Consider the following 18,745-nt stretch of genomic DNA (forward strand, 5'->3'; position numbering starts at 1 on the left):
CTCGCTGCTTGTAAACCTGGCTTATGGCATTTGCCATCGCAAGAGGATCAAGTGCAATGATTTCGGGCGTGCAACGACGTTTCGCCAACCTCGGTATGGCAAAAAAACTCGGCTTGGGTTTTACCCTGGTACTGCTGTTGACGGCCCTGGTAGCGGCCATCGGTGTGTGGTCCCTGCAGACCATCGGCCAGCGCTTCGAAGGCCTCACGTCGATGTCGACGCTCAACAGCGACCTGCTCAAGGTGCGCTTGATCGAGCAGAACTATGCGTTGCACGCCGACCCCAAGGCCGTTGATGCCCTGCATGCCAGTGTCGATGCGCTGCTGGCCCAAGCCACGCGTCTCAAGGCTCGGTCTGCCAGCAACGAGCGAGTGATGGGTGATGTTGAGCAAGCCTTGGTCGCCTATCGCCAGGCATTCGATGAGTTCGTCGAGTTGACCCAGACCAAGGACCTCGCCCTGGAAATGGCCAGTTGGTCGGTGTCCAGCGTGGCCAATAACCTGGATGTGCTGCAAGCCGGGCTGGCGGACGACGGCGCCTATGGCCTCAAGGAAAGCCAAGGCAAGGAGGGCGCGGAGTTTATCGAGCAGGCGGGGCAGGTCAGCCAGGTGTCGCGTCTGATGTTGCAGGCCATGAACGAGGCGCGGGTGCGCCTGGATCAGAGCCGCAGGGCGGACGCAGACGACGCCGGGCAGGGCAAGATCGAGCAAGCCGACCAGGCCCTGGCTGAAGTCGAGAAACTCAAAACCACGGTCAAGGACCCCGGCTACCAGACCGTGCTCAATGAAGTCTCCGGGCATATCGCGTCGTTCAGTGACAAGCTCGGCGAATACACCGGGCTGTTGGCCCAGGAAAAAGTGGTCTACACCCAGTTGCATGACCGCGCCGAGCAAGTGGTGAATCGAGTCAACCAGGCGTACGCCGCCGAAGACCAGTCCATGCAAACGCAGTTGCAGCACAGCACGCTGCTGATCATCGGTTCATCTGCCCTGGCGCTGCTGGTGGGCTTGATCGCTGCATGGGTGATCACCCGCTTGATTGTTGCGCCGTTGCGGGCGGTGATCGCCGTGGCTCAGCAGATCGCCTCGGGTGACCTGAGTGGGCGCATGGAGATCAGCCGGCGTGATGAAATCGGCCAGCTGATGCAGGCGATGCAGCAGATGGGCAACAGCTTGAGCCAGATGGTCAGCGGGTTGCAGGCGGGGATCGAACAGCTCGCCAGCTCCGCGCATTCATTGTCCAGCGTCACCGAGCAAACCACTGCCGAAGTCAGCAACCAGAAGGACGAAACCGAGCAAGTCGCTACGGCGATGAACCAGATGACCGCCACGGTGCACGATGTGGCACGCAATGCCGAGCAGGCTGCCCAAGCCGCACAGACCGCGGATGCCAAGGTCGATAGCGGCCAGCAGGTGGTGCGCATGAGTCTGCAGCGTATCGAGTTGCTGGCCACATCCAGCAACAGTGCCAGCGCCAGTATCGAAAGCCTCAGCGCGCAAATCCAGAATATAGGTACCGTCTTGAGCGTGATCCAGAGCGTGGCCGAACAGACCAACTTGTTGGCTTTGAACGCTGCGATTGAGGCGGCGCGTGCTGGTGAGCAGGGGCGTGGCTTTGCAGTGGTGGCCGATGAAGTGCGGGCATTGGCCAAGCGCACCCAGCAATCGACCGAGGAAATCGAACGGCTGGTCAGCACGCTGCGCAGTGCGGCGCAGTCCTCGGTGCAGCAGATCCAGCAGAGTGGCGAGCTGGTGAAGCTGGCGGTCAGTGATGCGCTGGAAACCGAAGGGGCCTTGGGCAGCATTGCGGCGGCTGTTTCATTGATCCAGCAGATGAACCAACAGATCGCCGCTGCCGCCGAGGAGCAAAGCTCGGTGGCTGAAGAGATCAACCGCAGCGTCACCAGTATTCGGGCGAGTGCCGATCATTCGGCGTTGAGCATGCAAGGCAATGCCGCCTCGAGCATCCAGTTGGCGCAGTTGGGCGCGCAACTCAAGGGGATGGTGGGGCATTTCCACCTTTGATCGCAGCGTAGGCGCTGCGATCTGAGGGCGGGGCGATCAGGCGTGGTTGGCGAGGAAGGTCAGCAGCGCCTCGTTGACGAAATCCGGGTTCTCGCGGCTGGAGATATGCCCGGCTTCGGGGATCAGGATCAGGCTGCAACCGATCAGGTCGGCCATTTCCTCGGACTCGGCGGGTGGCCGGGGTTTGTCCTGCTCGCCGCACATCACCAGGGTGGTGTCGGCGTCCAATGCAGGTAAGTGCGCCAAGATGTCTTCGCGGCTGAAGATCAGGCGGCCCAGCGGCACGATACTGTCCAGCAAGCGTTCTCTGGGGAAGTCTTGCAGTGACTGGCGAAAATCCCGGTACAGCGCGGATTCGCGGTCGATGCCCGGGCGGAAGAAGATCGGTGCGATCACATCCAGCAACGGTTCGGGGATCGCCCCGGCGTCTTCAATCATCTTGAACAGCGAGAAATAATACTGGCGCGTTGCTTCGGGTTCGGCCCCGAGGTAGGTGTCCATCAGCACTACGCTGTTGATGCGCTCGGGAGCCTGCAATGCCAGGCGTGCGCCCCACATGCCGCCGACCGAGAGGCCCACCAGGTTGGCTTGCTCGATACTAAGATGATCCAGCAACGCCAGGGCCTGGCGGGCGAGGTCATCCAGGGAATGAGTGGGTGCTGGCAACGGCCCGGACTCACCGTGGCCCCACAACTCGGGGACGATCACGCGGTATTGCTGCGACAGCGCTTCAATCTGCGGCGCCCACATGTCGCTGGCCCACAGGTAACTCGAACCCAGTAGCACGACAGGGCCGGCGCCCTGGTCGATATAGTGCAGCGGTTGTCCATCAATCACGGCGACAGGCATAACAGGCCTCTAATTTCACGGAGTGAGGGGCACTTTTTTACGCTAGTCGGGAGCGGGGGGATAGGTGCACATTGATGGCATGTGATGATTTCACTGTGGGAGCTGGCTTGCCTGCGATGAAGGCCTGCCAGCCGATGCTCACCTACCTGACACCCCACAATCCCACTGTGGGAGCGGGCTTGCTCGCGAAAGCGGTGTGTCAGTCAACATCAATGTTTGCTGGGCCGACGTCTTCGCAGGCAAGCCACCACCTTTGATCTTCGTTGCTATGAGCATTGCGTTCGCGTTGCCATCAATCGTAGATCGCTTTCTTCTTCCACTCGGCGTCGGCATCGACGACTTTCAAGCCCTCGGTCAGCTCGTTGACTTCGTCCTCGGCCGGCTTGCTGTTGGTCAGCACTGTGGAGTTGGCGCGCGCCAGTTGGGACTCCAGCAGTTGCAACTGGGCGCTGTAGAGCACCGGCTCCGGTTGTTTGCGCAGGTACTGCACGCCGCGCTCGAACGCCAGGCGTGCCTGGCCGGGTTGGCCTTGCAGCAGGGCGTGCTGGCCGAGGTTGTTGAAAAACTCGATATGCAGCAGCACCAGGATATGACGGATTTCCTTGATCCAGTGCTTGGCCTCGTTGGTCGGCAGGAAGCCATCCTGGGCGGCGCGGGTGACTTGGCCGTGCAGGGCTTCGAGTAGGAAGCGCACGTCCTTGGCCTTGGCTTCGGTCTGGATCGGGGCCGGTGGGTTGGGCACCGGAATCGATTCGCCTTGGGCGATCAGCGCATTCAGTTCGTTGATGCGGGCCTTGAGCGGTGTGCTGGACTTGTTGAGGTTCAACAGGCGCTGGTTGACGTTCAGTTCCAGGCGAGCCAGCAACAGCTTGAGCGCTGGGGTCATCAGTTGGCCGGGGAAGGTCTCGGTGATTTCACCGCAGCGACGCAGCCGATCGTTAAGCTCGATCTCGGTACGCTTCTTTTCCAGCTTGTTGTTTTCCACCACGTGGTTCATGTAGCCAATGGCGATCAGTATTACGATCCCGGCTATTACCAGCAGGGTGATCATGAGTGGTGTCACCGGTGTGACCTCTTTAATAGGGTGTGCTGTGGAGTGTAGTGACTGGGTCATCCGGCGGATAGGACCGATCGACCAGTTGCCCAGGTGATTTCTTCTATATAGGTAGGCGCTTCCTGAATGGATGCACATTGCCATCATTTGTTAGGGTGAACTATAGCGTCTTGTCGAACGCCAGAATATAGGCGCCAAGGCTCGGACGGTGCCAATGCCCGCGAAGGCCGTGAAACCATGGCGAAGTCATTGATTTAAATAAATTTATCCTTGGGGGTTGACGACCTTTCAATCCATCCATAGAATGCGCGCCACTTACAGCGTAAAGCACACAGCGAAACGCGGTAGGGAGTGAATGTTGTAGGTGTGTCCCCTTCGTCTAGTGGCCTAGGACACCGCCCTTTCACGGCGGTAACAGGGGTTCGAGTCCCCTAGGGGACGCCATATGCGGGAATAGCTCAGTTGGTAGAGCACGACCTTGCCAAGGTCGGGGTCGCGAGTTCGAGTCTCGTTTCCCGCTCCAATTTACAAGCAGTGTGGCCTTCGGGCGGCATTGAGTGAAACCAGGACCAAGTCTTCGGACAAGGCCTCTGGGCACTGGAACACACACCATGTGTTTCAGTAGCGTGTCCCCTTCGTCTAGTGGCCTAGGACACCGCCCTTTCACGGCGGTAACAGGGGTTCGAGTCCCCTAGGGGACGCCATTTGCGGGAATAGCTCAGTTGGTAGAGCACGACCTTGCCAAGGTCGGGGTCGCGAGTTCGAGTCTCGTTTCCCGCTCCATATTTAACGAAAACGCCGATCAGTGATGATCGGCGTTTTTGTTTGTGCGCAATTTACTTCGCCAGCGCACCACCCCGTTCAAAGCGTCGAAGGGATCTCTTGCCGTGGCATGAAAAAACGCGCAAACAGTTCGGACTGAGATTTGATATTCAGCTTGCTGTAGATGTTGCGGCGGTGGACTTTGATGGTTTCTGTCGACAGCGACAGCTTGCCGGCGATCTCTTTGTTGGAGAACCCACTGAGGAGTAACTTGAGCACGTCCTTTTCACGTGCCGTTACTTGTGTTTCCAACTGAGTAAGTGCCTCGGCCCATGGGGCCGGCTCGGCGAGGTTTTTCGTCGGGTCAGTTTCAAAAAACATGCGTTGATGCATCAATGCCGTCACCCACGGCTTGATCAGGTCCAATACTGTTATCTGCGCCTGGGTGAATCGCAGGTTGCTGCCAAACGACATGCACAGCGTTGTGCCAGCATCGAGCCGTACATTGTATTGCGCCTCATCGACCGAGATGTATTGCGCGAAATATTGTTGGTAGTACTCGGTTTCCCGGAAGTGTTCCGGCGCAATATCGAGCAGATGGAAGAACCCGCTCTGTGGGTTTTCTCGATCAGCGATATAGAACGGGTCCAGCAGATACAGGCCTTTCACATAGCGGTGAATAAAGGCGTCGATTTCTTCGCTGTCTGCTACTTCGGGCAGGCTGATCACGCGCACCGCGTGGTCGCCAAAAACCAGCACCACCCAATTGTCTATCTGCACATATTCATTCAATACGCGAATCAACGAACTCCAGAACTCCGGGCGATTGAGCTGCATGATCAGTTTTCCAACCGATCGGTGCCAAGCCAGGCTATGAAGGTCAAGCGACATGTTCTACCCCTTTAGGGTTAGGGCTTTGCAGGCCAGAGCTAAGTACTTGTAGGTATTTACTATTCGTTGATGCTCGGTATATTCACCCCGAGCTTACGATAGCCATGAAGGCGTGTCGTGTGGACAGGGATAGTCATATGAGTCGAGCACACTTGCGAGCTATTTTTTTAGCTTCGCTCCTGGGGGCTGCAACCAGCACGCCCGCAGCCGCCGCTGAATCTTCGGTGTATCTGTATAACTGGTTCGGGTTTCTTGAACCGCAGACGCCCAGGCAATTCCAGCAGGAGACCGGCATCAAGCTGCATATGGATGCTTTCGACAGCGCCGAAATCATGCAGAGCAAGGTCATGGCTGGGCGCACCGGCTATGACCTGGTCGTGGCCACCTCCAATGTATTACCCGGCTTGATCAAGGCTGGGGTGCTGCAGCCGCTGGATCGCGCGCAGTTGAGTAACCTTTCGCACATCGACCCTGACATCCTCTCCCTGCTGGCGGTCAATGACCCAGGCAATCGCTACGCCGTGCCCTATGTCTGGGGTACCACTGGCATTGGCTACGACGTGGATAAAGTCAAGGCGGCGCTGGGCGATGACGCCCCGGTGGATAGTTGGGACCTGATCTTCAAAGAAGAAAACATCAGCAAGCTCAAGTCTTGTGGCGTAGCCATGCTCGACTCCCCCAGCGAAATCATTTCGATCGCCTTGCACTACCTGGGGTTGCCCAGTAACAGTACCGATCCAGAGGATTACCAGAAGGCCCAGGCGCTGCTGTTGAAAATCCGTCCCTATGTGCTCTATTTCGACTCGTCCAGAATCGACGCCGACCTGGCGGACGGCAATATCTGTGCAGTCGTCGGCTGGGCCAATGGTGCGCTGGCCGCTCAGGCGATTAATGAAAAGTCCAACAGCGGCCGCAAGATTGCCTACAGCCTGCCGCGCGAAGGCGCCTTGGTCTGGTCTGAAAACTGGGTGTTGCTCAAGGATGCTCGCCACCCAAAGGCCGCTCTGGCGTTCATCAACTACATGCTGCAGCCGCAGGTGATAGCCAAGACGTCCAACTACATGCTCTATCCCAACGCCAACAAAGATGCCACTGAGTTCGTCGAGCAAAAGTTGCGGGATAACCCTTGGATTTATCCCGATAAAAAGACCATGGCCACACTGGTTCCGCTTGAGCCCTTGCCGCTGAAGGCGGAGCGCATTCGCACACGGGTCTGGACCAAGGTCAAAAGCGGTACGTGACGGGGTCGGGGAGGGAGACAGCATGCGCCAGGGTCGTGATCAGCGTTATTTAGAGTCGGACGACTACAAGGCCTACAAAGAGATTGAAGAACAGATCGGCCTCTGTACGCCAGAGCAAGCCTGGGCCATGTATTACGTTTCGACGGGCATGGTGCGTGAAAACATTACCCTGGCCGTGATGGAGCACATTGGCCGGGGCAATCGTGCCCTGTTGCTTGAGTTTCCAGACCTGCTGCGAATCGCAGGGCGTGACGCTGAGCCGGGGGAGATCGCCTCCAACTGGCCTCTGCTGCGAAGGCGTCGTCGGTAAGTCTACTCTGCGTATCTCTGGAGGGGCGAGGTGCAGGCGGTTGTAGGTTATTATTGTGAGGCTTGTAGGGAAAGTCTGTGTTTTTTGTGGGGGCGATACCTTTTCGCCCTGTGCTCTCTACTCTGGCCACCCATTCTCCTTGTCCACTTCAGAGAACTGACCGGATGCTTCAACTCGATTTCTATTCAACCCTCGTTGCCGCTTCACTGGTGCTATTGCTGGGGCGCGGGCTTGTGGCTCGCATCGGCTTCTTACGTACCTACAACATTCCGGAACCAGTAGCCGGTGGCCTGTTGGTCGCCATGCTGCTCCTGGCGTTGCGCGCGTTTGCCGATATCGAAGTACGCTTCGATCCTTCATTGCAAACCCCGTTGATGCTGGCGTTCTTTGCCACTATCGGTTTGAACGCCGATTTTGCCAGCCTGAAGAAGGGCGGGCGGATCCTGGCGGTGTTTCTGCTGGTGGTAACGGGCTTGCTGGTGGTGCAAAACGCCATGGGTATCGCGCTGGCCTCGGCGCTCGGCCTTGACCCATTGATGGGCCTGCTCGCGGGCTCGGTGACCTTGTCCGGTGGGCATGGCACCGGTGCGGCCTGGGGCGCGGTGTTCAGTGAGCAGTATGGCGTGGCGTCTGCGTCTGAATTGGCGATTGCCTCGGCGACCTTTGGCCTGGTGCTCGGTGGCCTGATCGGCGGGCCCGTGGCGCGTTTTCTGATCAAGCGGGTCGAGGTTCCAGGTATTGGGCAACCGCAATCGAGCCTGGCCAAGGGGTTCGAGCAACCGAACGAAGAGCGCCTGATCACCGCGTTTTCGTTTATCGAGACCCTGGCGCTGGTGGCGATCAGCCTGCAGGGCGGCAACTTGTTGAATGCCGCCATCCAAGGCACCGCTTTTGAATTGCCGACGTTCGTGTGCGTATTGTTCGTCGGTGTGGTGCTGCGCAATGGGCTGTCCATGCTCGGCTGGCATCAGGTGTTCGAACGCGAAGTCTCGGTGCTGGGCAATGTCAGTTTGTCGTTGTTCCTGGCGATGGCGCTGATGTCACTCAAGCTCTGGGACTTGGCGGCACTGGCTTTGCCGATTGTCATTCTGTTGGCCGCACAGGCATTGCTGATGGCGCTGTTCGCGATTTTCGTGACGTTCCGGGTGATGGGCCGCAACTACGATGCGGCGGTGCTGGCGGCAGGCCATTGCGGCTTCGGGCTAGGCGCCACGCCTACGGCGATTGCCAATATGCAGGCGGTGACGCAGCGCTTCGGGCCTTCGCAGATCGCGTTTCTGGTGGTGCCGATGGTGGGCGCGTTCTTCATCGATATCGCTAACGCGGTGGTGATCAAGTTGTACCTGGCGCTGCCATTTCTAGGGGCCGCAGGGTAAGTTTTTCAGCGCCTGCCCATGGCGTTCATCGCCTGGGCCAGGCGCTGAGTGGCTTGCTGGATTTCGTCCCGGTCGAGGGAGGCAAAGCCCAGGCGCAGCGCGTTTACCGGTTGGTCGTTGGGGGAAAACTGACGACCACTGCGCGCCACAACGCCGTGGTCCAGTGCGGTGCTTGCCAACTTATCGACGTCTATTTCTTCCTCGAAACGTACCCATAGCGCCAAACCACCCTCGGGCTCGCGCACTTGTATGCGAGCACCAAACGCCTGATCCAGGCAATCTTGCAATACCGTACGGCGCGCCCGATATTCTTTCGACACGCGGCGCAAATGCTTCTTCAACTGCCCCTCATTGATCAGGTCTGCCAGCATGGCTTGAGCGACCGCGTCGGTATCGCCCAGCATCAGCGCGGCATTGCGTTGCAGGGCTTCAATCACAGAGGTGGGCGCCACGATATAGCTGCAGCGGAACGTCGAGCCCAGCACCTTGGACAACGAGCCGATGTAGAGCACATGGCGTTGGGCGCGGTCACTGGCCAGCGGCAGGTAAGGGCGGCCACTGAAATGGTATTCGTGGTCGTAGTCCTCTTCGATAATGCAGAAGTCATGCAGCGCGGCCAACGTCAGCAAGTGCTGCCGGCGTGCAGCGTGCAAGCTCACGGTGGTGGGGAATTGGTGATGAGGCGTGAGGTAAATCATGCGCACCTTGTGCTCACGGCATAAGCGCTCGATCTGGTCGGTGCGGCAACCTTCATCATCGATGTCGACCGTGACCAACTTCGCCCCGAGCTTGCGGAAAATTTCCCATGCCGGTGGGTAGCTCAGACGTTCCACCAGGACCACGTCGCCGGGCTTGAGCAGCAGGCTGGCGCTCAGGAACAGGGACATCTGGGTGCCCTGGGTCAGGCAGATATTTTCGGCAGTGACCGTCAGCCCACGGTTGTTGCGCAGCATCTCGGCCAGGGCGCAGCGCAAATGATAGCCGGTGCCTTCGCTGCCGTAGCGCACGGTATTGGAGGCAAAGCTGTTGCGCAGTGCATGGCGATAGTAACGGTGCAGAACTGCCTGGGGCAGCAGGCGGTGGTCGCTGGTGCCGTTGTCGAAAAACAGCGCATCGCGCCGATGCTGTAGAGCGACCACTTGGGCGTTATGGGTGAAATAGAGTACCAGCGGTTGCTCCAGTAACGGCGGCGCGAATGACGGTTGCGTAACGCTGGGCAGGTGTTTGAGTGTCAGCTTTACATTGACGAAGGTGCCACGGCGCGGCTCGCTGGTCAGCCAGCCCTTGGTCATGGCTTCTTCGTAGGCCAGGATCACCGTCTTGCGGTTGACGTCGAGCAAGTGTGCCATTTCCCGCGTGCCCGGCAGTAACGTCCCGGGCGGCAGGCGGCCTTCGAGGATGGCATTGACCAAGCCTTCGGCGATCGTGCGGTAAGTCGCCTGGTTTGCACCTTCTTCAAGCCGGAGCAGTGGACGCCATTTACGCATCTGGACCATCTGAAGTATCCAAATCTGGAGGTTTTAATGGGCCTAGTCTAGCGCAACAATCAAGCCTTACTTATCCCGAGGTCTTTATGAATAAACGTCATGTCATCGAACTGTCGCCCTCGGGGAAAAGCTTTGAAGCGGGCGATGAACTCTTGCTCGACGCCATGCTCGCCAGTGGCCTGGCCGTGCCGTTCTCCTGCCGCCGTGGCGCCTGCGGTTCGTGCAAGGTGGTGGTCGCCGAAGGTGCGTACCGGGCCAAACGCCTGGCGCCGGGTGCGCCGCACCCTTCTTATCTTTTGGCAGCCAATGAGATGTTGTTATGCCAGAGCCACGCCTGTGGCGACATGCGCCTGCATATTCCCGGCTGGTCGCTGGATACCCCCGCGCTGGTAGTGGCGGCGCAGGTTCACAGCAAGCGTGCGCTAGGCCCCGATGTGATCGAGTTGGTATTGATGCCCGAAACCCCAGTGGCGGTGCGGGCTGGCCAATACCTCAAGTTCCACCTGGCGGACGGTGACACGCGCTGCTTCTCGATTGCCAACCTGCCCGATGAGGACGATGGGCGCTTGGTCTTCCAGATTCGCCGGGTGAGCGGCGGGTATTTTTCCGAGGGTATCCTGGGGGGTCTCGCCGTGGGTGAGCGTCTGCACGTGGAAGGGCCGTTTGGTGCCTGTACCTGGCAGGACGATGAGGCGGCGCCCGTGGTGCTATTCGCTACGGGTACTGGTTACGCGGGCATCAAGCCTATCTTGCTGACCGCGCTCAAGCGCGATGTCGACGTGACGTTGTATTGGGGCGGCGCGCAATCGGCGGACTTTTATGACAGCGCTTTCCTCGACCACCTGATGCTTGAGCATCCCCGTTTTCGCTGGCATCCCGTGCGGTCCTCCGAGGGCAGGGTTCAGGAGGTTGCAATGAGTCATGGGTATCAGTGGGAACAGGCCCAGGTCTATGCGTGCGGCAACGGTGCAATGCTCGGCCAAGTACGCATCCACTGCCTTGAAGCGGGGTTGCCCAGCCACCGGTTTATCGCGGAGGCGTTTGTCGCCAGTGGTCGGTCAAGTGCTGGAGCAGTCTCCCTATCGTTTGACCCGGTGTGGGAGAAAGTCGGCCCGCGTTATTCCTTGGACGGCATGCTGGCTGCGCGGGAAAAATCCATACGTGCCCTGGCGGCGATTGCCAGCCAGTTGAAAGTCGGCATGACCACCGGCGAGGCCCTTGAGATGGCCGCGAGGCAACTGCAGGCCATGGGCGCTTCGCACACTTGGCATCCGACCTACATTCGTTTTGGCGCCGACACTGTGCGCCCACCGCGCGAGGGTATTGATCGTCAGCGCAGGCTGCGCGCTAATGACATTGCCGTGGTCGATCTTGGCCCGGTGTGGGATGGCTACGAAGGCGACTATGGCGATACGTTTGTGTTTGGCGATGGGCCGTTGCACCAGGCCTGTACGACGGCCTTGCATGAAGTCTTCGATGAAACACGCCAGGCGTGGCTGCGTGGTCTGACCGGGCGTGAGCTCTACGACTTCGCCGAGCAGAGCGCTGCGTCAAAGGGCTGGAGGCTGGCGCGCAACCTGGCGGGGCACCGCCTTGCGGATTTTCCCCATGCATTGTTCGAAAGCAAGGAGTTGGCTGACCTGGAGATCCCACCGAGTGAAATGGCCTGGGTATTGGAGATCCAGCTGTGCCATCCCACTGAGCCGGTGGGGGGGTTCTTTGAGGACATGCTGATGTTGCAAGGCTGAAGAGCTGTCATTGTTGCCGAGTCGTGTTTGACGCGATGGCCCTGCAAAGCGAGATCTCACCCACACCGCCGATCCCCTGTGGGAGCTGTCGAGCTTCAGCGAGGCTGCGAAAGCGGTGGTTCAGGCGCTGAAGAGGGTGCCTGTGCCGTTGCCTTCGCCGCCTCGCTTGGGTACCAGGTGGGTCAGAGCTTCGGCAATTGCCCGACGCGGCCCATCATTTCGGTGACGATCTGCAGGTCCAGCAGGAACTGGTCGACGGTCTTGAATTCGCTGTCGGTGTGCCCGGTGTACTTCTCTTCCGGGCGGGCCAGGCCGAATTGCACGCCGTTGGGCAGGTCGTGCACCGAGGTTGCGCCGGCCGAGGTGCCGAATTTGTGCGCCATGCCCAGGTTTTCAGTGGCCACTGCCAGCAAGGCTTTTACCCATTCGCCTTCAGGGTTGCGGTACATCGGCGTGTCCAGCGAGTAAGTGAAGCTCACGTTGACCTTGGCGTTCTTGTCCCAGGCGTTCAGCTTCTGCTCGATTTGCGCCTTGAGCGACTCCGGGGTTTTACCTTTCGGTGCGCGCAGGTTCACGGCCAGTTTGAAGGCTTTGTCATCCTGCCCCACAAACGTCAGCGAGGCGGTCAACGGCCCCATGAAATCATCCGCGTAGCCCACACCCAATTTGCCGCCCAGGTAATCCAGGCCCCAGTTGTCGGCGGCATAGCGCGCGGCATCGGTGATGTGGTTGTGCTGGAGGGCGACCTTGCCGTCGAGGCTGTGGATCAGGTCCAGCATGCGCGCCACCGGGCTGACCCCGGTTTCAGGTTCGGAAGAGTGAGCAGATACGCCGGTAACCGTGAGTTTGACGTCCTTGCCATCGACCTTGGCCGTCACTTGGAAGTCGCCACCGTTGCGCTTGGCATAGTCGGCACCGGCCTGTTGCAGGCTGGCGGCCAGTTCGGCGGGGGTGTCGCTGACCAGGGTGGCCACCGAGGCCGATGGAATCTGGTTGTTCGCCTTGCCGCCGGTCATCGCGATGATTTCTGCGCCTTTGCCTTCGCCCTTGCGCACCGGGAAGGTGGCCATCACGGTACCCGAGCCTTTTTCGGCGATCACCACCGGGTAACCGCCATCCAGCGCCAGGTTGTATTGCGGCACGGGGTTGCGTTCGAAGTAGTAAGGAATGGCATCACCGGCGGTTTCTTCAGTGGTGTCCACCAGAAGCTTGAACGTGCGCGCCAGTGGCAGTTTTTCTTCCTTGATCACTTTCATGGCGTACATCGCCACCACGATGCCGTTCTTGTCATCCTCGGTACCGCGGCCATACATACGGTCGCCAATCAGCGTGACCTTGAACGGGTCGAGTTTGGTACCGTCTTGCAGCACCCAGTTTTCCGGGGTAACGGGCACCACATCGGCATGGGCGTGCACACCCACGACTTCATCACCGCTGCCTTCCAGGGAAATTTCGTACACGCGGTTGTCGACGTTACGGAAGTTCAGGTTGAAGGACTTGGCCAGGGCCTCGATCTTTGCGGCAATCTTGAGGAATTCCGGGTTTTTGTACTGTGGCAGACCGTCTACGTTGAACGTCGGGACTTCCACTAGTTCACGCAAGGTTTCGAGCGCGGCTTTGCCATATTTAACGCGGGTGTAAATGCCCAGCAGGCGATTGATCTCGTTCTGTTGCTCGGCGCTCAGGGGTTTGTTGCCCACAAACGCGCTGATAGCCGGGCCGGTGTCGGCCGCTTTGCCCAGCTCGCCCTGGGCCAGAGTGCCGAGGAAACCGCGGAAATCGGTAACCGAGGTCTCGTTGAACTGCTTCAGGATTGCCGTGCTCTGGTCCGCGCTGATGTTGGCGAATGCGGGCGTGGCGACGGCCGAAAGGCTGGCGGCGAACAGGGTGGCAACCGTCAATTGCTTAAGTGGAAAGTGCATGGTTGAAGGCATTCCTTTGCAGGTAGTGAGTAGGAGATTTCTGACGGAAGAGACAGAAACATTTCCACACACTACCATTACTCAGGTGCCCAAGGTCAATGCTGGCCAGGGTGGGGCGCGGGATACTCTTGCGTCACGCTCAAGGCTCTAGCGTAAGGCCCATCCCACAGTTGTTCATGCAACTGGCCTACACGCCTGGCCATCGCCTCACTGCGCATCACCACCTCCAGATTGCGCGAATTATCCAGGTAGCCGCCCAACCAATTGCTGGTGCCGACCCACGCCACTTGCCCGTCGATCTCCATGGTTTTGCTGTGTATCACCCGCGCATAAGGGATAAAGCCTTGCTTGGCTTCGGGCAGGGTGACGATCTTGATCTCAATATTGGGCAGCACCACCAGGCTCTTGAGATAGGGCAGTTCCAGCGGGTCGGTATTCCAGTTGGACACCATCAGTTTGATCGACACGCCACGGGCTGCGGCGGCGCGCACGGCGTTGTCGATCGCCGCGTAGTACGGTCGGGTTCGATCCGGTCCGTAGGACAGCGGCGCGTAGTCGAGCAATTGCACGCGCACCTCTTTTTGGGCTTCGCCCAGCAGGCGCGGCAGTTCCAGCTGTGAGTCGCCCACGCCGGGCGGGTTGTAGCGTTGCGGGCTGGCCACCAGGTAGTTGCCGGTACGTGCGGGTGCCGGGCCGCTGGCGGGTAGCGGCACCGGTTGTTTACCCTCCAGCGCTGCCTGGGCTTGCCAGTCTTGCTCGAAGATCGCCTGCACCTGGCCCACCACCGTTTCGTCAGTGATCCGCAGCCCGGTTTCGTGGATATGTTCCAAGGCGCGCCAGTCGAAATTCTGACTGCCGACAAACGCCTGCTTGCCATCCACCAGCAGGTACTTGGCGTGGATGATGCCGCCGCTCAGTTGCCCGTAGGGCAGCACGCGCAAGGTCAGGTTGGGAATGGCGCGCAAGCGTTCCAGGGTGGCGGCATCCGACAGCTTGATGCCTTTTTCTTCGAGCAGGAAACGAATCTTCACGCCGCGTTTGCCGGCGGCTTCCAGGTGTTCAAGCACGCTGTTCATCACCGAGCCAGGGTGGTCCGCGGCGTAGAACTGGCCGATATCAATGTGGCTTTTGGCGCCGTCGAACAGCTCGATCCATACCGGGCCGGGCTGGCGCAAATCGTCGGTGCCCAGGGCGGTGTCCATAGGCACGGTATGCACCAATTCAAAACCTGGAATGGAAAAGTCCGCCTGGGCCAGCGGACTGAGGAGCAAGCCGGTCAGGCCGGCAATACGCAACTTTATCGAAAGGGACATAAGCGTCTCATCGCACCAAAGGTAAAGGCGAGCGCCCAAGGCGCCCGCCCTGCAGGTCAGGCTGTGCGGCTATGCAGCGGGGTGGGCACGCGATGAGTCACTTCATCCTGTGCGCGGGCGCCGGTGGCGGCGCGGATCAACAGGATCTTCAACTGGTCGTTGATGCGCTCCAGGCTGTCCTGGAAGAAGTTGTGGAACACCACGCAAAAAAGCGCGATGGCGATACCTAATCCCGTGGCAAACAAGGCCGTCCCGATACCACCGGAAATCTGCCCTGGGTCCGATACGCCCGCGGTGGCCAGCGCCTTGAAGGTGTCGATGATGCCGAGAATGGTGCCCAGCAGGCCCAGCAGTGGGGCGGCGGTGGTGATGGTCTCGATGATCCACAGGCTGCGGGCCAGTGGGGCGCGGGTCTTCAGGTATTGGGTATCGATTTCGTCGTCCAGGTCCTTGCGCGAACCGTGGGTCGCCTTCTGGGCCAGCACCGGCAAGATCATGTTCAGCGGCAGGCTGTCGCGACGGGTCAGGTTGTCCGGCAGGTCACGCTCGCCGTGCACATTGGCGCCCAGGGCGTCGATCAATGCGCGTGCCTGGCGGCGTACGTAGGCGAAGTAGATGCCGCGTTCGATGGCGATGAAGATCGCAATGGCCATCGCCGCGTACATCACATAGAAAGTGACGTCGTGGAGCAGGTTCATATCCATGATGGTGTTCCTCTTGGGGTGAGTCTTAGAAATTCGCTTCCAGCGAAACCGTGACGGTACGGTCCAGGCCGACGATGTACGCGGGGTCGCCATCGCGGAAACCGCTGTAGCTGGCCGCGTTGGTCTTGGTGGTGTACACGCCGTCCAGGTATTTCTTGTCGAACAGGTTGTCGACGTTCAGGCGCAGGGTCGCGTCCTTGACCACTTTCTTGTCCACCGGCAGGTAAATACCGGCGCCGAGGTTGAACACGGTGCGACCGGAAATCGCCTCGTCGTTGGTCAGGTCGCCGTAGAGCTTGCTGGTGTACTTGCCACCGAAGGTGCCGTAGAAGCGCCCGTCGTCATACCCGATGTTGGCCGCCAGCATGTTCTTGGGCACGTTGGCGAACTGCTTGCCACTGGTGGGCAGCACGATGGGTTTGCCGGCGTTGTAGACGGTCAGGTCATCCTGCTGCTCGGCCTTGGTGTAGGTGTAGGAGGTGTAGTAATTGAAGTGGTGGGGCAACTGGCCGCTCCACTCCAGCTCCAGGCCTTTGTTGACGACGGAGCCGGCGTTGATGTCGGCAAAGTCACCGTTGATGTCCCGGGACGAAACCTGGCGGTTCTTGAAGTCCATGTAGAACAGGGTGGCGGCCAGGTTCATATCGTCGCCGCTGTAGCGCCAGCCCAGTTCATGGTTCCAGCTGGTTTCCGGTTCGGCGTCGATCGAGCCGGCGCCTTTGTCGTAGAGCACGTAGTTCTGCGGTACCCGCATGTTGCGCGACAGGCTGTAGAACAACTGGTCACGCTCGTCCAGCTGGTATTTCAGGCCGGCGTTGGGCAGCAGTTTGTTGTAGGTCTGGTTACGTTTTTCCGGGCGTTCGTTGAGGCTGCCGTGGTTGGTGCCTTCACGCTCGACGTTCATGTAGGCCAGGCCTGCGATGAGGGTCCAGTCCGGGTTGATGTACCAGGTGTCCTGGGCCCAGACCTTTTGCGCTGGCGTCACGGTGAAACGGTCGCGACCCTGCACGGTGTTGCCGTTGGCATCGACGATGGCGCTGTTGGAATCTGGCCAGGTATCCACTGGCTTGCCGTTGCTCTTGAGCGGAATGAACGGCTGGGTCTGGCTCTGGCGTGCGCGCTCGTACCAGTAACCGAATTGCAGGCTGTGGTCGCCAAGGTCCCAGGTCAGCTTGGTGGTGATACCCGGACGCCAGGTTTGCGTGCGTGAAGGGCGGTAGTACACGCCGCTGTTGGGTGTGCCGTCGGCGTTGTATTGGGCGGCCGTGGGCAGGTTGCCGAGGTCGAACACACCGCCCTGGTTGGAGCCACGGTTGAGGGCATAGCTGGATGAACCGACGCCGCTGCCATTGCCCCAGTAGTAATACGGGATCACCGACAGTGCGAGGTTATCGGCCAGTTTGAACTGGGTGTTGAGCACGGCGGTGAACGTCTGGAACGGGTTCTGCGCCAGGGCGTAATAGCTGTTGTACTTGCCGTTGCTGCCCACGCTGGGTGTTGCCGGATAAGGGTCGTACTTGCGGCCATATTGCTGGAACTGCGCCTTGGTCAACTGGCTGTAACTGTTGTTGTCCTGCTCGTGGTACTTGAGGATCAGGTTGGCGGTGTTGCCATTGCCAGCGTCGAAAAAGCTGTTCCACTCCACCTTGTCCGCGCGTACTGCGCCCGAACCGCGCCACATCTCACCTTCGGTATGGGACACCGACAGCCAGTTGCTCAGGCCGTTGATTTCGCCGGTATTGAGGCGGGCAAAAGTCTTGCGCGTGGCATTGCTGCCGACGACCTGTTTGACGAAGGCGCCGGTTTCCTTGGTCGGGCGAATGGTCACGATGCCAATGTTGCCGCCGCTGGAACCAATGTGCGGGCCGTCGGATTCCGAAGCGCCCTGGGTGACGAAGATCTGGTCAATGTTTTCCGGGTCGCCCAGCAGGTTGGAGTACAGCGCGTAGTTGCCGGAGTCGTTGATCGGCATGCCGTCCACCGACATGCCCACCTGGTCGGAGTTCATGCCGCGCATGGTGAAGCGAAAGCCCGACAGGCCGGTGTTGTCTTCACTGGAGATGTTCAAGCCTGGGGTGTACTTGAGTTTGTCGATGGCATTGCCGGTGGCCGCCTGTTTATCCAGTGCTTCCTTGGTCACTGTGGAGCGGCCCTTGATGCTTTCCTCCGGCACCATGTAACCGCCCCCGGCGGTCGCCTTGCCTTGTACCCCAATGGTGCCGACATCACTGTCGCTGGTCTCTGCCATGACCAGTCCCTGGCTCATGCTGGTCGCGGCCACAAGTGCCAGATGAATACGGGTGAACTTCATCACTGTCGTCCTGGTGTCGGGTGCTTATTGCACGCTGTAGTTGAAGGTGGCGGTGAAGCGCTGCTCATTTCGCCCCCCGAAGGCTTGCTCGGGGAACGGTTTGACTTGCTTGATGCGACGCAAGCTGTTGGTGGCTGCCCGGTTGAGCAACATGCTCGAGGCCTGGGTTTGTAAACCTGAGTCGAGGACGCGGCCCTGACGGTCTACCAACAGCCACACCACCACCTCGCCGCTCGGGCGTTCGAGGGACGCCTGGCGCCCGGTGGGGTACTGCTTGTAGGTGTCCAGTTCGTTGCGCAAGCCTTTGAGGTAACCGCTTTCCAGGGCCTGGCCATCGACCTTCGGTGGCGCCGGTGGGGCAGGCGTCGGTGCCGCTTGGGTGACGGCGGCCGGGGCTGGCTTGGCGGCCACCGGTGGCGGCGTCGGCACGGGCTTGGCGACCACGGGCGCAGGCTTGGGCACAGGTTTTGGCTTTGGCTTGGGTTCGGGTTTTGGCAGCGGCTTGGGCGGTGGCGGCGGGGGCGCCGGCTCGGCCTCTTCCTCTTCAATCACCGGCGGTGGCGGTTCTTGCTCCACCACCGGTTCCGGTATGACTTGCGGTTCCGGCTCAACCAAGGCCAATTCGACCGCCGACTCGTCATACACCGGCTCGACCTTCAACGTCTGGGACTGGATACCCAGTGCAATCAGCACCAGGGCGATCAGGGCCGGAACACCGCCCAGCAGCTGACGCGCACGAAACAGAACGTACAT

The 18,745-nt window shown here is 59.8% G+C and carries 14 protein-coding genes, 4 tRNA genes and 1 pseudogene; 10 read left to right on the forward strand and 9 right to left on the reverse strand.

The features are described 5' to 3' along the window. Nucleotides 1-938 precede the first annotated feature (938 nt). Together ACTJLA_RS16365 and ACTJLA_RS16370 are read left to right on the forward strand one after the other, a co-directional pair. Nucleotides 939-1,166, forward strand: a pseudogene (locus ACTJLA_RS16365) (HAMP domain-containing protein); the annotation flags it as partial. Nucleotides 1,167-1,181: 15 nt separating this feature from the next. Then, complete coding sequence (locus ACTJLA_RS16370; RefSeq protein ID WP_371264160.1) at nucleotides 1,182-2,024, forward strand: methyl-accepting chemotaxis protein; 843 nt, start codon at nucleotides 1,182-1,184, stop codon at nucleotides 2,022-2,024. Between the two features lie 36 nt (nucleotides 2,025-2,060). Here ACTJLA_RS16370 and ACTJLA_RS16375 read toward each other — a convergent pair whose 3' ends face one another. Both ACTJLA_RS16375 and ACTJLA_RS16380 read right to left on the reverse strand, forming a co-directional pair. After that, the gene (locus ACTJLA_RS16375) at nucleotides 2,061-2,873 is read right to left on the reverse strand and encodes an alpha/beta fold hydrolase (protein WP_314548563.1); all 813 of its coding nucleotides are present in this window, start codon (nucleotides 2,871-2,873) and stop codon (nucleotides 2,061-2,063) included. Between the two features lie 292 nt (nucleotides 2,874-3,165). After that, on the reverse strand, nucleotides 3,166-3,936 hold the full coding sequence (locus ACTJLA_RS16380) for a hypothetical protein (RefSeq protein WP_034127216.1): 771 nt from the start codon (nucleotides 3,934-3,936) through the stop codon (nucleotides 3,166-3,168). 359 nt (nucleotides 3,937-4,295) lie between these two features. On the opposite strand from ACTJLA_RS16380, the gene ACTJLA_RS16385 reads away from it, so the two are divergent. The 4 genes from ACTJLA_RS16385 (at nucleotide 4,296) to ACTJLA_RS16400 (ending at nucleotide 4,710) form a co-directional block, all read left to right on the forward strand. Beyond that, nucleotides 4,296-4,371: transfer RNA gene (locus ACTJLA_RS16385), tRNA-Glu, on the forward strand. Between the two features lie 3 nt (nucleotides 4,372-4,374). Next, nucleotides 4,375-4,450, forward strand: a tRNA-Gly gene (locus ACTJLA_RS16390). A 105-nt stretch (nucleotides 4,451-4,555) separates the two neighbouring features. Then, nucleotides 4,556-4,631 (forward strand) — tRNA-Glu (locus tag ACTJLA_RS16395). A gap of 3 nt (nucleotides 4,632-4,634) precedes the next feature. Further along, a tRNA-Gly gene (locus tag ACTJLA_RS16400) sits at nucleotides 4,635-4,710 on the forward strand. Between the two features lie 78 nt (nucleotides 4,711-4,788). Here the strand turns inward: ACTJLA_RS16400 and ACTJLA_RS16405 are convergent. After that, nucleotides 4,789-5,580, reverse strand: coding sequence for a helix-turn-helix transcriptional regulator (locus tag ACTJLA_RS16405; protein WP_054898854.1), 792 nt, complete (start codon nucleotides 5,578-5,580; stop codon nucleotides 4,789-4,791). 137 nt (nucleotides 5,581-5,717) lie between these two features. Between ACTJLA_RS16405 and ACTJLA_RS16410 the strand changes: the two genes are divergently transcribed. The 3 genes from ACTJLA_RS16410 (at nucleotide 5,718) to gltS (ending at nucleotide 8,507) form a co-directional block, all read left to right on the forward strand. Next, nucleotides 5,718-6,821, forward strand: a complete 1,104-nt coding sequence (locus ACTJLA_RS16410; RefSeq protein WP_054920044.1) for a polyamine ABC transporter substrate-binding protein — start codon at nucleotides 5,718-5,720, stop codon at nucleotides 6,819-6,821. Nucleotides 6,822-6,843: 22 nt separating this feature from the next. Then, entirely contained in the window at nucleotides 6,844-7,131 is a 288-nt protein-coding gene (locus ACTJLA_RS16415) for a hypothetical protein (protein WP_054920042.1), read from the forward strand. A gap of 164 nt (nucleotides 7,132-7,295) precedes the next feature. Further along, nucleotides 7,296-8,507 (forward strand): sodium/glutamate symporter, encoded by a 1,212-nt coding sequence (gene gltS, locus ACTJLA_RS16420; protein ID WP_236452515.1) that lies wholly within the window; start codon nucleotides 7,296-7,298, stop codon nucleotides 8,505-8,507. Nucleotides 8,508-8,512: 5 nt separating this feature from the next. Here the strand turns inward: gltS and pdxR are convergent, their stop codons facing one another. After that, complete coding sequence (gene pdxR, locus ACTJLA_RS16425) at nucleotides 8,513-10,003, reverse strand: MocR-like pyridoxine biosynthesis transcription factor PdxR (RefSeq protein WP_314551324.1); 1,491 nt, start codon at nucleotides 10,001-10,003, stop codon at nucleotides 8,513-8,515. 77 nt (nucleotides 10,004-10,080) lie between these two features. On the opposite strand from pdxR, the gene ACTJLA_RS16430 reads away from it, so the two are divergent. Further along, on the forward strand, nucleotides 10,081-11,742 hold the full coding sequence (locus ACTJLA_RS16430; protein WP_314551321.1) for a M24 family metallopeptidase: 1,662 nt from the start codon (nucleotides 10,081-10,083) through the stop codon (nucleotides 11,740-11,742). Nucleotides 11,743-11,924: 182 nt separating this feature from the next. Here the strand turns inward: ACTJLA_RS16430 and ACTJLA_RS16435 are convergent, their stop codons facing one another. The 5 genes from ACTJLA_RS16435 to ACTJLA_RS16455 all read right to left on the reverse strand — a co-directional run bounded on the left by ACTJLA_RS16435 (nucleotide 11,925) and on the right by ACTJLA_RS16455 (nucleotide 18,745). Further along, on the reverse strand, nucleotides 11,925-13,664 hold the full coding sequence (locus ACTJLA_RS16435) for a dipeptidase (protein ID WP_440841612.1): 1,740 nt from the start codon (nucleotides 13,662-13,664) through the stop codon (nucleotides 11,925-11,927). A 95-nt stretch (nucleotides 13,665-13,759) separates the two neighbouring features. Beyond that, entirely contained in the window at nucleotides 13,760-14,977 is a 1,218-nt protein-coding gene (locus tag ACTJLA_RS16440; RefSeq protein ID WP_314551317.1) for a phospholipase D-like domain-containing protein, read from the reverse strand. A gap of 56 nt (nucleotides 14,978-15,033) precedes the next feature. Further along, nucleotides 15,034-15,681 carry a MotA/TolQ/ExbB proton channel family protein gene (locus ACTJLA_RS16445; protein WP_054897855.1) on the reverse strand — a complete coding sequence of 216 codons (648 nt, stop codon included), beginning with the start codon at nucleotides 15,679-15,681 and terminating at the stop codon, nucleotides 15,034-15,036. A 25-nt stretch (nucleotides 15,682-15,706) separates the two neighbouring features. Continuing rightward, nucleotides 15,707-17,992, reverse strand: a complete 2,286-nt coding sequence (locus ACTJLA_RS16450) for a TonB-dependent receptor (RefSeq protein ID WP_034127226.1) — start codon at nucleotides 17,990-17,992, stop codon at nucleotides 15,707-15,709. Nucleotides 17,993-18,016: 24 nt separating this feature from the next. Further along, nucleotides 18,017-18,745, reverse strand: a complete 729-nt coding sequence (locus tag ACTJLA_RS16455) for an energy transducer TonB (RefSeq protein WP_314551314.1) — start codon at nucleotides 18,743-18,745, stop codon at nucleotides 18,017-18,019.

The sequence above is a fragment of the Pseudomonas sp. 22072 genome (assembly GCF_052046095.1).
Lineage (GTDB): Bacteria > Pseudomonadota > Gammaproteobacteria > Pseudomonadales > Pseudomonadaceae > Aquipseudomonas > Aquipseudomonas paracarnis.